This window comes from Flavobacterium lindanitolerans, assembly GCF_002846575.1.
GTDB classification, from domain to species: domain Bacteria; phylum Bacteroidota; class Bacteroidia; order Flavobacteriales; family Flavobacteriaceae; genus Flavobacterium; species Flavobacterium lindanitolerans.
In genome coordinates this window covers 1-14,704 of sequence record NZ_PJND01000012.1, presented here as the reverse complement: position 1 = coordinate 14,704, position 14,704 = coordinate 1, and the positions used below count along the sequence as shown (strand labels likewise).

General features: G+C 39.5%; 9 protein-coding genes. 5 read left to right on the top strand and 4 right to left on the bottom strand.

What is annotated here, in order from left to right; all coding sequences use genetic code 11:
- Positions 1 to 31 precede the first annotated feature (31 nt).
- From asnB to secDF, 4 genes are all read left to right on the top strand, one after another.
- Entirely contained in the window at positions 32 to 1,648 is a 1,617-nt protein-coding gene (gene asnB / locus B0G92_RS16015; RefSeq protein ID WP_101472991.1) for an asparagine synthase B, read from the top strand.
- 221 nt (positions 1,649 to 1,869) lie between these two features.
- Positions 1,870 to 3,810 (top strand): DNA topoisomerase (ATP-hydrolyzing) subunit B, encoded by a 1,941-nt coding sequence (gene gyrB / locus B0G92_RS16010; protein WP_056072878.1) that lies wholly within the window; start codon positions 1,870 to 1,872, stop codon positions 3,808 to 3,810.
- 42 nt (positions 3,811 to 3,852) lie between these two features.
- Positions 3,853 to 4,788: a malate dehydrogenase gene (gene mdh / locus B0G92_RS16005; protein WP_101472990.1), complete on the top strand. Its 936-nt coding sequence runs from the start codon at positions 3,853 to 3,855 to the stop codon at positions 4,786 to 4,788.
- A 221-nt stretch (positions 4,789 to 5,009) separates the two neighbouring features.
- Positions 5,010 to 8,021: a protein translocase subunit SecDF gene (gene secDF, locus B0G92_RS16000; protein ID WP_056072872.1), complete on the top strand. Its 3,012-nt coding sequence runs from the start codon at positions 5,010 to 5,012 to the stop codon at positions 8,019 to 8,021.
- Between the two features lie 352 nt (positions 8,022 to 8,373).
- Here secDF and lgt read toward each other — a convergent pair whose 3' ends face one another.
- From lgt to folE, 4 genes are all read right to left on the bottom strand, one after another.
- Positions 8,374 to 9,303, bottom strand: a complete 930-nt coding sequence (gene lgt / locus B0G92_RS15995) for a prolipoprotein diacylglyceryl transferase (RefSeq protein ID WP_101472989.1) — start codon at positions 9,301 to 9,303, stop codon at positions 8,374 to 8,376.
- A gap of 66 nt (positions 9,304 to 9,369) precedes the next feature.
- Positions 9,370 to 9,663 carry a membrane protein insertion efficiency factor YidD gene (yidD, locus tag B0G92_RS15990; protein ID WP_056072867.1) on the bottom strand — a complete coding sequence of 98 codons (294 nt, stop codon included), beginning with the start codon at positions 9,661 to 9,663 and terminating at the stop codon, positions 9,370 to 9,372.
- Positions 9,664 to 9,672: 9 nt separating this feature from the next.
- Positions 9,673 to 11,151 carry a cysteine--tRNA ligase gene (gene cysS, locus B0G92_RS15985; RefSeq protein WP_101472988.1) on the bottom strand — a complete coding sequence of 493 codons (1,479 nt, stop codon included), beginning with the start codon at positions 11,149 to 11,151 and terminating at the stop codon, positions 9,673 to 9,675.
- 58 nt (positions 11,152 to 11,209) lie between these two features.
- The gene (gene folE, locus B0G92_RS15980; RefSeq protein ID WP_056072861.1) at positions 11,210 to 11,881 is read right to left on the bottom strand and encodes a GTP cyclohydrolase I FolE; all 672 of its coding nucleotides are present in this window, start codon (positions 11,879 to 11,881) and stop codon (positions 11,210 to 11,212) included.
- 157 nt (positions 11,882 to 12,038) lie between these two features.
- Between folE and B0G92_RS15975 the strand changes: the two genes are divergently transcribed.
- On the top strand, positions 12,039 to 14,704 hold a 2,666-nt coding region (locus B0G92_RS15975), incomplete at its 3' end, for a hypothetical protein (protein ID WP_143395059.1).

The following is a 14,704-nucleotide window of genomic DNA, read 5'->3' as shown; positions in this document are numbered from 1 at the left end:
AATAAAATAATCGAATTTAAAAAGTAAAGATATGTGCGGGATATTAGCAATTATAGGAAAAGGAAAAGACGAAGAATTAGTAAGGCAGCTTTCCAAAAGAATGTCGCATCGAGGACCGGATGAAAGTGACCTGCATGTGACGGAAAACGGACATATCTTAAGCCACGAACGCTTATCTATTATTGACCTCCATTCAGGAAGACAGCCAATTAAAGGAACCAGGTCAGCCTATATGGTTCATAATGGTGAAATCTACAACCATCAGGAACTTAGAGATACGGTATTGAAACACCATACTTTTAGAACCAAATCAGATTCGGAAGTAATCGTACATCTGTATGAGGAGTTCGGATATGATTTTCTGAATATGCTGGACGGTGATTTCGCTTTTGTCATCATTGATGGTGATGATTTTATAGCAGGCAGAGATGCGGTTGGAGTGAAACCTTTGTATTATGGACTTGATGAGAGAGGCCGTATTTATTTTGCTTCAGAAATGAAGCCTATGGCAGACCAGTGCAAGACATTCGCCACTTTTCCTCCCGGACATTATTATACGCAAAAAACGGGCTTTGTGAAGTATTACAGGCCGGAGTATGAAGACCATGAAAAAGCTACGGAAGCGTTGGATTTGGTAAAAATTCGCGAAACTTTGACAGAGGCGACACGAAAAAGGCTGATGAGCGATGTGCCTATTGGAGTATTGCTTTCCGGCGGGCTTGATTCATCGTTAACATCGTCTATAGCGGCACGGCTATTAAAGGAAAAAGGTAAGGAATTGCGTTCCTTTTCTATTGGATTGGATGCAGAAGCTCCTGACGCAAAAGCAGCCCGAAAAGTGGCTGAATTTTTAGGTACAGACCACCATGAAATCTATTTTACGATTGAGCAGGGAATTGAAATTCTGGATAAGCTAATCTGGCATCTGGAAACTTATGATGTAACTTCGATACGGGCCAGCACGCCAATGTATTTCCTTTCGAAAGCGATTACAGACATGGGTGTGAAAGTAGTGCTGTCTGGAGAAGGAGCCGATGAGATTTTTGGAGGCTATCTTTATTTCAGAAATGCACCATCAACAGAAGATTTTCAAAAGGAAACTATTGAAAGAGTACAGAAACTGTTTACTGCCGATTTGCTGCGTGCTGATAAGTCAACAATGGCACATGGGCTGGAAGCAAGAGTTCCGTTTTTAGATAAGGCATTTCTGGATTTGGCAATCAGTATCCGTCCGGAAGAAAAGCAGCCAAAAACATATGACGGAGTTGAAAAATACATCCTGAGAAAGGCATTTGACACGCCTGAAAATCCTTACCTGCCACAAGAAGTATTATGGAGGCAAAAAGAACAGTTTTCAGATGGAGTAGGCTATAGCTGGATTGACACGCTGATAGAGTACTGCTCTTCCCGGGTTACAGATTTGCAAATGGAACAGGCTGCCGAGCGTTTTACATACAATACGCCGGTAACGAAAGAAGCCTACTTCTACCGCGATATTTTCCATAAGCATTTTCCGCAGTTAAGTGCGGCACAGACCGTGAGGAAATGGATACCGAAATGGCAGGAAAACTTAGACCCTAGCGGCAGGGCAAATGCGGCCCACATACAGGCGGATACAGCGATATCAAAAACCGGTGCTGTAGCCTGATTTAAAAATAAAAGTTTAGTTTGTTTGTTGCAAAAGCGTTCACTTTAGGGTGGCGCTTTTTGCTTTTTTAAAAAGGCCTGCTTTATGTTGAAAAATAAATGGCCAAACCTTAAAAATGTTGATAACTTAAGTGCTAAAATCTCCTTTTGTGGCTGATTATCACTCCTGTTTTTATATATTTGTTCGTTAAACAAAAAAATACCTTTTTAGACAGATTATATATGAGCGAAGAAATCAAGAAGAGCAATTATTCAGCCGATAGTATTCAAGCATTAGAAGGGATGGAGCACGTAAGAATGCGTCCGTCGATGTATATTGGAGATGTAGGTGTAAGAGGTTTGCACCACTTAGTTTATGAAGTTGTCGATAACTCAATCGATGAGGCAATGGGTGGCCATTGCGACACTATATCCGTTACCATTAATGAAGATAATTCCGTAACCGTTGAAGACAACGGGCGTGGAATTCCTGTGGATATTCATAAAAAAGAAGGCGTTTCCGCACTTGAGGTTGTAATGACTAAAATTGGTGCCGGAGGTAAATTCGATAAAGATTCCTATAAAGTTTCCGGAGGTTTGCACGGGGTAGGTGTTTCTGTTGTAAACGCCTTGTCCAATCATATGAAATCTACTGTTTTCCGCGATGGAAAAATTTATGAGCAGGAATATGAAAGAGGAAAAGCGCTTTATCCGGTAAAACAAATCGGGGAGACGGAAAAACGTGGTACAAGACAGACGTTTTATCCGGACGATACTATTTTTACGCAAACAACAGAATTTTCATATGACACCCTTTCTGCCCGTATGCGTGAGCTTTCATTCCTGAACAAAGGGATCACGATTACGTTTACAGACAGAAGAGTAAAAGATGAAAAAGGAGAGTTCCTGAGCGAAGTTTTCCATTCAGATGAAGGTCTTAAAGAATACATCCGTTTCTTAGACGGCAACCGTGAGCCTATCATTTCGCATGTAATCAGCATGGAAAGCGAAAAAGGTGAAATACCTGTGGAAGTTGCTTTGATATACAATACCAGCTACTCGGAGAATATATTCTCTTATGTAAATAATATCAATACTCACGAAGGAGGAACGCATTTGCAAGGTTTCAGAACCGGTTTGACCCGTTCGCTTAAAAAATATGCCGATGCTTCCGGTCTTTTGGAAAAATTGAAATTTGAAATCACGGGAGACGATTTCCGTGAAGGTCTTACGGCTATTATTTCCGTAAAAGTTTCAGAACCTCAATTTGAAGGACAGACCAAAACGAAATTGGGTAACAGAGAAGTAGTTTCTCCGGTGAGTCAGGCCGTAGGCGATATGATTGAAGCCTATCTGGAAGAAAACCCAAATGATGCAAGAGTAATCGTTCAGAAAGTTATTTTGGCCGCACAAGCGCGTCACGCTGCTAAAAAAGCGCGTGAAATGGTGCAAAGAAAAACCGTTATGGGCGGTGGCGGATTACCGGGTAAATTATCCGACTGTTCAGAACAGGATCCGGCAAAATGTGAAGTTTTCCTTGTTGAGGGAGATTCTGCGGGTGGAACTGCAAAACAAGGTCGTGACAGAAATTTCCAGGCTATTCTTCCGTTGCGTGGTAAAATCCTGAACGTTGAAAAAGCGATGCACCATAAAGTTTTTGAAAATGAGGAAATCCGAAACATTTTCACGGCTCTTGGGGTAACTATAGGAACGGCAGAAGATTCGAAGGCTTTGAATATTGAAAAATTAAGATACCATAAAGTAGTAATCATGTGTGATGCCGATGTCGACGGTTCTCACATTTCTACCTTAATATTAACCTTCTTCTTTAGATTTATGAAGGAGCTGATTGAGAACGGACACGTTTACATCGCGACACCTCCTTTATATATGGTAAAGAAAGGAAACAAAAAAGAATATGCATGGAACGACGCACAACGTGATGAAATTACGGAAAGAATGGGTGGTGGTTCCAGCGTGCAGCGATATAAAGGTCTTGGAGAGATGAATGCGGAGCAATTGTGGGAAACAACCCTAAATCCGGAATTCAGAACTTTACGTCAGGTAACGATTGACAGCCTTGCAGAAGCAGATCGTATTTTCTCTATGTTGATGGGTGATGAGGTGCCACCTCGTCGTGAATTCATCGAGAAGAATGCGGCCTATGCTAATATCGATGCCTAATACTCTGAAATAAACAACAACAAATAAACAAATACAATTATTATGAAAGTTACAATAGTAGGTGCCGGAAATGTGGGCGCAACCTGCGCTGACGTGATTGCTTACAGAGGAATTGCCAGTGAGGTAGTTTTATTAGATATTAAAGAAGGATTTGCAGAAGGTAAGGCAATGGACATCATGCAGTGCGCTACAAATACAGGATTTAATACAAAAGTTTCCGGAGTAACCAATGATTATTCTAAAACTGTCAACAGTGATGTTGTAGTAATCACTTCTGGTATTCCTAGAAAACCGGGAATGACAAGAGAGGAATTAATCGGAATTAATGCTGGAATCGTTAAATCGGTTGCGGAAAATGTTTTGAAATATTCTCCAAACACCATTGTAGTTGTAGTTTCAAATCCAATGGATACAATGACCTACTTGACTTTAAAAGCTACCGGACTTCCGAAAAACAGAATCATCGGAATGGGAGGTGCTTTGGATAGTTCTCGTTTCAGATACTACCTGTCAAAAGCTTTAGACAAACCGTCTAATGATGTTTCGGCTATGGTAATTGGCGGACACGGTGATACGACTATGATTCCGTTAACTCGTTTGGCATCTTATAATGGTATTCCTGTTTCAGAATTCCTTTCGCAGGAAGCGTTGGATAAAGTAGCGGCAGATACTATGGTTGGTGGTGCTACATTGACAGGGCTTTTAGGAACATCTGCCTGGTATGCGCCGGGTGCTTCTGTGGCCTATTTGGTTGACAGTATACTGAATGACCAGAAGAAAATGATTGCCTGCTCAGTATTCCTTGAAGGAGAATATGGGCAAAATGATATTTGTTTGGGTGTTCCTTGTATTATAGGTAAAAATGGTGTGGAAGAAATTCTTTCCATCAACCTGGATGAAAAAGAAAAAGCATTGTTGGCTAAAAGTGCCGATGCGGTAAGAAATATGAATGCCGATTTGAAGTCGGTTTTGGCGTAATTCCTACCTTATAAATTAAGAGACTGCTTCTTGCAGTCTTTTTTTTATGATATAATTAGCAAATTAATTGGTTAATCTTTTGGTTAATTATATATTTGCTCGTTTTAAAAAAAAGGGAATAAGTCAAGTTTTGTTATTATTGTCTGATAACTACTTGATTTAGTCTGTTTTATCTGTTTAAACACACCAAGAATAAGAAATTTAATTAATTTTTAGTAATAATGCAGAATAGAGGACTCGTTAAATTTTTTGCAATTTTATTTGCATTGGTAAGTATTTACCAACTATCATTCACATTTGTCGCCAACCGCGTTAAGAGTGATGCAAAAGCCTTTGCTAACGGAGATGAGAAAAAAGAAGTAAAGTATCTTGATTCAATCAGCAAGGAAAATGTTTACAACCTTGGCTTTACAAAATTTACTTACAAAGAAGTTTCTGATAAGCAAATCAACAAAGGACTTGACCTTGAAGGTGGTATCAATGTGATTTTGCAAATTTCTGTAAAAGACGTTTTGAAAACTTTGGCTAACCACACAAAGAACCCGGTTTTCAATAAAGCTTTGGAGAATGCTGATAAAAATCAACAAGGTAATCAGGATTATATTGATGCCTTTTTTATTGCATTTGATGAAGAGTCTAAAGGAGCGGTAAAATTAGCAGATCCTGAAGTTTTTGCACACCGTAATCTTGAAGAGGTTAACTTCAATATGTCTGATGCACAGGTGAAAACCATTATCAAGAGAAAAGTTAAAGAATCTGTTGAAAGTGCATTTAGAGTATTGACTGAGCGTATTGATAAATTTGGTGTAGTTCAGCCAAACATACAGATGCTTGGTGAGTCAGGAAGAATTCTGGTTGAACTTCCGGGTGCGAAAGATGTTGACCGTATCAAAAAATTATTACAAAGTACAGCCCAACTTGAATTCTGGGAAACGTACAAAATAGAAGAAATGGGTAATTTCTTAATGGCTACTAATGAAGTTCTTAAGAAAACCGAAAAAGAAATCAATACTAAAGAAACTCCTAAAACAGCCAACGATACTCTTGGAAATCTGTTGACAGATGCTTCTAAAGATTCTACTGCAGTAAAAGGAAACAATCCTTTGTTTGACAAAATGACTGCTTACGGACAAGGTCCTATCTTAGGATACTATTCTCCGAAAGATACTGCAAAAATTAATGGGTATTTGAAAATGCCGGAAGTGAAATCACTTCTAACAGGCGAGCAGCGTTATGCTAAATTTGTTTGGAGCAAGCCTCAATCTATAAATGTATTAAAACAACAGATTGTTGATCCTACAAAAACTCCTAACTCTAAAAAGGTAGAAGTTTTAGAACTATATGCATTAAAAGGTAACAGACAAAACACTCCGGCAATGAGCGGAGGTGTTGTAACTGACGCAAGTGATAAATTCGACCAGATGGGTAAGCCTTCTGTAGAAATGATCATGAACAGCAAAGGTGCCAAAGATTGGGAAGCTCTTACAGGAAAAGCATACACTGAAAAAGGATTCATCGCTATCGTATTGGATGACGTAGTATATTCTGCTCCTGGAGTAACAAGTGGTGCTATCACAGGTGGTATTTCTCAAATTACAGGAAACTTTGATATTTCTGAAACAAAAGACTTAGCAAACATTCTTAGAGCAGGTAAATTGCCAGCTTCTGCAGATATCGTTCAGTTTGATGCTGTTGGTCCGTCATTAGGACAGGAAGCAATTGATAATGGTATTACTTCAGCTTTAGTTGGATTATTACTGGTATCGCTTTGGATGGTTGTATACTATGGAAAATCAGGTTGGTTTGCAAACATTGCATTGGCAGTAAACTTACTTTTCCTATTTGGTATTTTGGCTAGTATTGGTGCAATCCTGACATTGCCTGGTATTGCGGGTATCGTTTTAACAATGGGTACAGCGGTAGATGCTAACATTATCATTTACGAGCGAGCAAAAGAAGAATTGCGAATGGGCAAAACACTGGAAGAAGCAGTAAAAGTTTCTTTCAGCTGGAGAGGGGCGATGTCATCAATTACAGATGCGAACGTAACTCACGTTTTGACTGGAGCCGTATTATTCATTTTTGGGACAGGACCAATCAAAGGTTTCGCAACTACATTGTTGATTGGTATCTTCACGTCGTTATTTACATCAATCTTTATTACAAGAATCTTGTTAGAGTGGAGTATTTCCAGAAAGAACAACCTGACGTTTGTAACATCAATGTCTAAAAACTGGTTTACAAACTTTAATTATGATTTCTTGGGTAAAAAGAAAATCACTTACATTTTCTCAAGCTGTGTTGTTATCGTGAGCGTTGCTTCATTCTTTATCAACGGACTTGATGAAGGTGTAGATTTCAAAGGAGGTCGTACTTTCCAAATCCGATTTGAAAAGCCGGTAGAAGCGTCTGAAGTATCTGACGAACTTACTAAAGTATTTGACGGAGTTGTTCAGGCAAAAGTATTAGGAGATAAGGAACAGCTTAAAATTGTTACTAAATATAAGATTGATGACCCAAGCTCTGATGCTGATGTGGAAGTAAACAAAATGCTGTTTGACAACCTTAAGAAATATTACGGACCGGATTTGACTTATGAAAAATTCGTAAATGCATATGATGGAAAAACCATAGGTATCGTATCTTCTTCTAAAGTAGGTCCTGCTGTTGCAAAAGATATTAAAACGAACTCATTCTGGGCAGTATTGGGAGCTATGGGAATTGTTTTCCTTTACCTGATGATTAGTTTCAGAAAATGGCAGTACAGCTTAGGTGCGATAGCTGCTGTAGCGCACGACGTTATCTTTGTTTTAGGTATCTATTCATTATGTTATAAATTCATGCCTTTCCACATGGAAATGGACCAGCACTTTATTGCGGCTATCTTAACGGTGATTGGTTACTCGATGAACGATACGGTAATCGTATTCGACAGAATTCGTGAATATCTTGCAGGTAAAACAAAAGGTAGCTTCAATGATATCGTAAACCGTTCGGTTAATACTACAATGTCAAGAACATTAAACACGTCGTTGACAATGATTTTAGTATTGCTTATCATGTTTATCTTTGGAGGTGAATCTATCCGTGGATTTATATTCGCAATGCTTGTGGGTATTATCGTAGGAACATACTCATCATTGTTCATTGCAACACCGGTTCTTTGTGATTCGATTTCTGATGCTGAACACAAGAGAATTGAAGATATGCACAATAATGTTGAGAACAAATAATACGTTTTCGATAGATAAATAATAAAAGCCCGATACGTCGGGCTTTTTTTTGTTTGTATAGTTCTGGAAATCTGTTGGAATAGAGCAAACAGAAAGGTTTACTCCATGGTGTTCGCTCCTCATAAACTTAGCGTCTTAGCGAGAAGCTGTTTTCACGCAAAGGCGCCAAGACGCAAATATGTTGTTCTGGGTATTGAATTTGAAAATAATATATAAGGCGTTCGTTTGTGAATTAGCCTTTTTAAGAGTTCTTTTCGTTTTTAATTGATATTTAGATTGCACAAGTTTGAAGGTTTGTAAAAACCAATAAAAAAGGGCCGTATGGCCCTTTCTATATTTGATGAGTAATTTGCTATAAAGAATTTATCTTTTTCTCTGCAGTAAAGATAAAATACAGACCAGCAAGTATAAAAGGAATGCTTAGCCATTGTCCTGTTGAGAAAAGACCCAGAGATTCCTCGATTCCACCCTGGCTTTCTTTTACGAATTCAACAAGGAAGCGTACAGTCCATAACAAGACTAAAAATAGCCCGAAAAGATATCCGGATTTTTCTCTCGCCTGTGTTTTCCAGTAAGAGAAAAATAAGATGAAGAAAACAATCACATAGCCAACCGCTTCATATAGCTGTGCCGGATGTTTTGGAGCAACCTGCTGCAATATTGCTGCATATTCTGGATTCGTTGCGATTTGGTGATATGCATCATTGACATTGTTGGTTTTGGTTTCAATCATTGCCACGTCAGGTTTGATACTGTCCCTTAAAAATTTAATTCCAAGGGGAGAAGTCGTTTTGTGTCCTACGATTTCAGAATTGAAAAAGTTTCCAAGTCTGACAAAAATGGCGCCAGAGGCCACAGGAATTACAATACGGTCCAAAATCCATAAAAGAGGCCGCTTGATAACATTCTTGCTGTAAAAATACATTGTAATGATTATTGCTATCGCGGCTCCGTGGCTGGCCAATCCGGAAAAACCGGTAAATTCAAAATGTGGTTTCGTTTTGAATGGAAGAAAGACACTCCAGAAATCTTCGCGGAACAACTCTGACTGGTAAAAAATGACATGGCCTAAGCGGGCTCCTATTAATGTGGCGAAAAAAGTATAGATGAAAAGCGTGTCTAATTTTTCAATCGATTCGCCTTCTCGCAAATATATCTTTTTCATTAAATACCATCCTAATACAAAGGCAATTACAAACATCAGGCTGTAATAACGTATTACGAAAAAACCTAAGTCAATGCCTTCTGATGGATTCCAAACAATGTTTAGAGCTGTAGTCATAATTTTAAAGTTCTGAATTTAACCGTAAAAATAAAGATTTGATTTTAATCGAATCAAAAAAAGGCGTTAATGTTTATGCTTGCAGACTTTTTCAGGAACAGGGTCGTAGCCTTTTCCGCCCCAAGGATTACAGCTTAGGATTCTGCGGATTCCCAAATAACCACCTTTAAACAGGCCATGCTTTTGCAGTGCCTCTATCGTGTATTGAGAACATGTTGGCTGATAACGGCAGGAAGAAGGCAGAAAAGGGGAGATACCGCCCTGATAAAACCGGATCAGCAGAATAAAAGGAGCGGTAAGTAGTTTTTTCAGGCTCACAATAGTGCTGTTAAAAAAAATGATGAAGCTTAATAGCTTCATCATTTTTTGTTAGTTTATAGAGAATGTTGTTCCTTCTTTTCCGTCTTTGAGATTAATTCCCAGATTGGTAAGCTGGTCCCTGATCTTGTCAGACAATGCAAAATCCTTATTGGCTCTTGCTTCATTGCGCATGCCTATAAGCATGTTGACAACACTGTCTAGCTTGTCATTATTTTCAAGTGATTTTTCGTTAGTCAGTCCTAAAACATCAAATAAGAAATTTTCAATGGTTTTGCTAAATAGTTTCAGATCCTCCGAAGTAATCGTTTCCTTATTTTCTTTTAATAAATTGATGTAGCGAACTGCTTCAAATAGCTGTGCTATTAATATTGGAGTATTGAAATCATCGTTCATGGCGTCATAGCAGGCATCGATCCATGCCCGAATATCAAGCGATGATTTTTCAGAAGGAATGATTTCGTTTATCGTGTCATAAGCATCCATTAATCTTACAAAGCCTTTTTCAGAGGCTGCGATTGCATCATCTGTAAAGTCAAGATTACTTCTGTAATGTGCCTGCAACATGAAAAAGCGTGCTACGGAAGGAGCATATTTCTTGCTTAAAAAAGGACTGCCGCCGGCATAGATTTCTCTTGGCAATATGTTGTTTCCGGTAGACTTGGCCATTTTTTTGCCATTTAGTGTAAGCATATTGGCGTGCATCCAATAATTTACAGGAGCTTGTCCGGTGCAGGCTTCATTTTGTGCGATCTCACATTCGTGGTGTGGGAATTTAAGGTCCATTCCGCCACCGTGAATATCAAAGTGATTCCCCAGATATTTTGTGCTCATTGCAGTACATTCCAAATGCCAGCCTGGGAAACCATCACTCCATGGAGAAGGCCATCGCATAATATGTTCCGGTTCTGCTCTTTTCCATAGGGCAAAATCCTGCGGATTTCGTTTGTCGGATTGTCCGTCAAGCTCACGTGTATTGGCAATCATGTCCTCTATGTTTCTGCCGCTCAGTTTTCCATAATTATGGGTCTTGTTAAATTTTTGAACATCAAAATAAACAGAGCCATTGGAAACATAACCAATGCCATTTTCGATAATCTTTTTGATGATCTCGATTTGCTCAATAATATGGCCTGTAGCAGTAGGTTCTATGCTGGGTGGAAGGAAATTAAACTCCTTTAAAATTTCATGAAAATCAACAGTATAACGCTGCACAATTTCCATAGGCTCAAGCTTTTCAACACGGGCCTTTTTTGCAATTTTATCTTCGCCTTCATCCTCATCATCTACAACATGTCCTACATCGGTAATATTGCGTACATATCTTACCTTGTAGCCAAGATGAAGCAGGTACCTGAAAACGACATCAAATGACATGAACGTTCTTACGTTTCCTAAATGTACATTGCTGTAAACTGTTGGTCCGCAAACATACATTCCTACATTGCCCTCATGGAGGGGAACGAAAACTTCTTTTTCTCCGGAGAGAGAGTTGTATATTTTTAGATTTTGAGTCTGGTACAATGGCATAGGTTGTCGATTTTAAAATTCAGGACTAAAGTGGGTAAGGCCTATTTTGATTAGTCGCTTAAAACTGAGTGTCAAATTTAATATAATCTAAGAATTCTCGTCTTGTAGCCTCGTTTTTAAATTTACCTCCAAATTCTGAAGTAACGGTGCTGCTTTCGATATCCTTTATTCCTCTGGAATTTACACAAAGGTGCTTGGCATCAATTACACAGGCAACATCTTCCGTATTCAGTACTTTTTGTAATTCCTGAACAATCTGCATGGTCAGGCGCTCCTGAACCTGCGGACGTTTTGCAAAATACTCAACGATACGGTTCATTTTGGAAAGACCAACTACTTTTCCGTTAGAAATATAGGCAACATGGGCTCTCCCGATAATTGGCAACAGGTGATGCTCGCAAGTAGAATACACCGTGATGTTTTTTTCTACCAGCATTTCGCCATATTTGTAATTGTTGATGAATGTTGAAGCGTTAGGTTTTTTTGCCGGATTCAGACCGCCAAAAATCTCCTTAACAAACATCTTGGCAACGCGGTTAGGTGTGCCTTTTAGACTGTCGTCAGTAAGGTCCATCCCCAATGTTAGGAGAATGTTTTCTACGTCTTTTTTTATAAGCTCGATCTTTTGGTCGTCTGTAATGTCAAAGGCATCGCTTCTTAAAGGATTTTTTGCATTTGTGGCAATATGGTTATCTCCAATTTCGTCTAGAAAATCTTCGTTATTTGTCATTGAAAATTATATATTATGGTAAGTACGTATTAAAGACTGCAAAGATAAATAATAAATAGCAAAGAAATTCCATAGATGTTAAATTTAAAAATTTTCAAAATTTAAGATAATTATTTCTTAAATTTATGTAAATTTCGCTCCTCAAAATAATCTAAAAATGAAAAAGAATTATCTTTTATTATTCTTATTTGCTTTATTGTTAACGAATAGTTATGGCCAGGATTTAGGCTGTGTCAGCGTAAATGCGAACACCCCCTTGCCTATCTGTAACGTTGGTGATTCTAGGACTATAACGGCTTCACCACCTGTTAACAGTATTCCTAGACAAACTACAAGTTACGTAATTTCTCAAACTCCTTTTGTGTGGAGAAGCCCTGATAACGTAAATGACGTTACAAGTATCACCACAGACGACAGATGGTCTCAGATAGTTCCTTTGAGAGGAAAGCAAACTGTGCCGCTTAACTTCTGTTTTTTTGGGGAAAAATATAGCGAATGTTTGATTGGAGATAACGGAGCGGTTACTTTCAGTATTCAAGGTCATCCCGATTCACCAGGAGGACTTTATACCACTGGGCCGAGTGGATTCTCTTTTGGTCCTGGTGATCGTATTCCTACGGGGCCGGGATATGGGCCTCCGTATAAGAATGCAATCATGATGCTTCAGGATTTGCAGATAAATAATGGTGCTATAGCAAGTACTGCAATTAATTTTTTTACAGTTGGAACTTACCCTTGTAGGGCGTTTGTGGCCAACTGGCAAGACGTTCCTCTTTTTGGTAATTGTGCGGCTTCTGGTCTTCAATCATACCAAATTGTATTGTTTGAGTCTACTAATATTATAGAAATCCATGTGAGAAGACGAACCTCTTGTCCGAACTGGTTAGGAGGTAGAGGTCTGCTCGGTATTCAAAACGCTGATGGTTCTATAGGATATTCGCCAACTAGTCCGGACAGAAACGTGGGTACTTGGCAGGTATTGGAAACTCAGTCGGAAGCATGGAGATTTACTCCTAATGGTCCAATGGTTCCTGTTACTTATGAGTGGTATGAAGCTGCCAATCCTGGTGTCGTAATTGGAACAGGTCCAAGTTTGACAGTTAGTCCGGCAGTGACAACAGATTATTGTGTTAGAGCCACATTTGGGAGTTGTGATGCCGCAATTCCACCACTTTTAGCAACAGATTGTACTACTGTAAAAGTAGGGGAGCCTGTAGGATATCCTCCAAAAAATATCAAGCATTGTACTACTGATGCTAACCCTAGGGTTTTTGATATTGGAATCAATACTGATGTTGTTCTCGGTACGATTGACCCAGGACCGCCTGACAATTTGAATCCGTATGATTTTGAGATTGATTATTATGAAAATCTTACGGATGCGAATTTTGATGCCAATCCGATAAATACAGCGTTTTATGATCCTTCTGATACAGATGCGCCGGTGTTGTATACACTTCCTGCACCAGATATGACCAAGACGGTATATATTAAAATACGTGATATTATTTCCAACTGCTCTTACATTCTTCCTTTTGATTTGATCATAAGAGATTGTGATGCGCAGGAAATTGCACCTATGATTTTGTGCGACGTTAATAATGATTTTCAGGAAAATTTTAATTTAAATAATGAATTGCCTGCAATCAATGCTGCAATAGCAGCCGAAGCAGGTAACCCGCTTCCAGCTGACTTCTCGATAACTTTCCATGAGTCTGAAGCTGATGCTGATGATGTTACAACAGCTCTTACTCCTGCAGAAGTAGCATCATATCCTGGTACTACAGGAGATAGAGTATATGTTAGGGCAGAAAGTATTGCGGATCCTACATTCTATTATGTGTATTACTTTGATTTACGTCTGGTGCCTACGCCTATAGCTACTATATCCGGAAGTGCACAAATTTGTGAAAATTCAACAGCGACTATTACAATTACAGGAACAGCTGGAGCTACCGTTCAATATACTGACCATACAGGAGCTACAGTATCTGTTGTTTTAGTTGATGACGGAACAGGAACAAACACCGGAGTATATACTTTCACAACACCGGCTGTTATTCCGGCAAATTCACCATATACTTATACTTTAGTTGATGCTACCCTAACAACTGCTGGAGTTACTTGTACGCAACCATTAACAGGGTCGGCTACTGTAACTGTAGGAGGTTTGCCAACAGCTAATATTACTACGCCAAATACGCCAATCTGTGAAGGTTCTGCTCTTACAATCAATGTTCAGGGAACGCCTAACACGGTAGTGACCTACACGGACCCAGCGGGAGCATCACAGACAGTATCTCTTGACGGAACGGGCAATGGCAGCATAAGCCTACCTACAACCCTTACGCCGGGTACCTATACCTACACGCTTGTAAAGGTATCGACCACTAGCACTCCTCCGTGCGAGGACAACCTGACCTCTGCGGTAACCATCACGGTAAGGCCATACCCTACAGCAACTATCCACCAGGTAGACACTCAGGTATGTCTTGGCAGCCCTTCGAGGGTAAGAGTTACCGGAGAACCAGGAGCTACAGTTACTTATACATTAGACAGTACGGCTGACCAAGTCATATTAGACGCTACAGGCGAGGCTATTATCCTTGAGGTATTGCCTACTGCAGGAACGCATACATATACCCTTGTTGGTGTTAACTCAGCCGTTGCGCCATTCTGCGGACAGGCTGCGACTGGCAGCGTGAGCATCGAGGTTACGGATGCGCCAACTGCGACGATATCGACCCCGACCCCGGTAATCTGCGAAAACGGCACGGGTACGGTTACCGTCACCGGAACGCTCAACGCGCAAGTCACCTATAC

Excerpts from the sequence above, each read along its gene's own strand:
- asnB (WP_101472991.1), top strand. The coding sequence starts at position 32 with ATGTGCGGGATATTAGCAATTATAGGAAAAGGAAAAGACGAAGAATTA.
- gyrB (WP_056072878.1), top strand. The coding sequence starts at position 1,870 with ATGAGCGAAGAAATCAAGAAGAGCAATTATTCAGCCGATAGTATTCAA.
- mdh (WP_101472990.1), top strand. The coding sequence starts at position 3,853 with ATGAAAGTTACAATAGTAGGTGCCGGAAATGTGGGCGCAACCTGCGCT.
- secDF (WP_056072872.1), top strand. The coding sequence starts at position 5,010 with ATGCAGAATAGAGGACTCGTTAAATTTTTTGCAATTTTATTTGCATTG.
- lgt (WP_101472989.1), bottom strand. The coding sequence starts at position 9,303 with ATGACTACAGCTCTAAACATTGTTTGGAATCCATCAGAAGGCATTGAC.
- yidD (WP_056072867.1), bottom strand. The coding sequence starts at position 9,663 with ATGAAGCTATTAAGCTTCATCATTTTTTTTAACAGCACTATTGTGAGC.
- cysS (WP_101472988.1), bottom strand. The coding sequence starts at position 11,151 with ATGCCATTGTACCAGACTCAAAATCTAAAAATATACAACTCTCTCTCC.
- folE (WP_056072861.1), bottom strand. The coding sequence starts at position 11,881 with ATGACAAATAACGAAGATTTTCTAGACGAAATTGGAGATAACCATATT.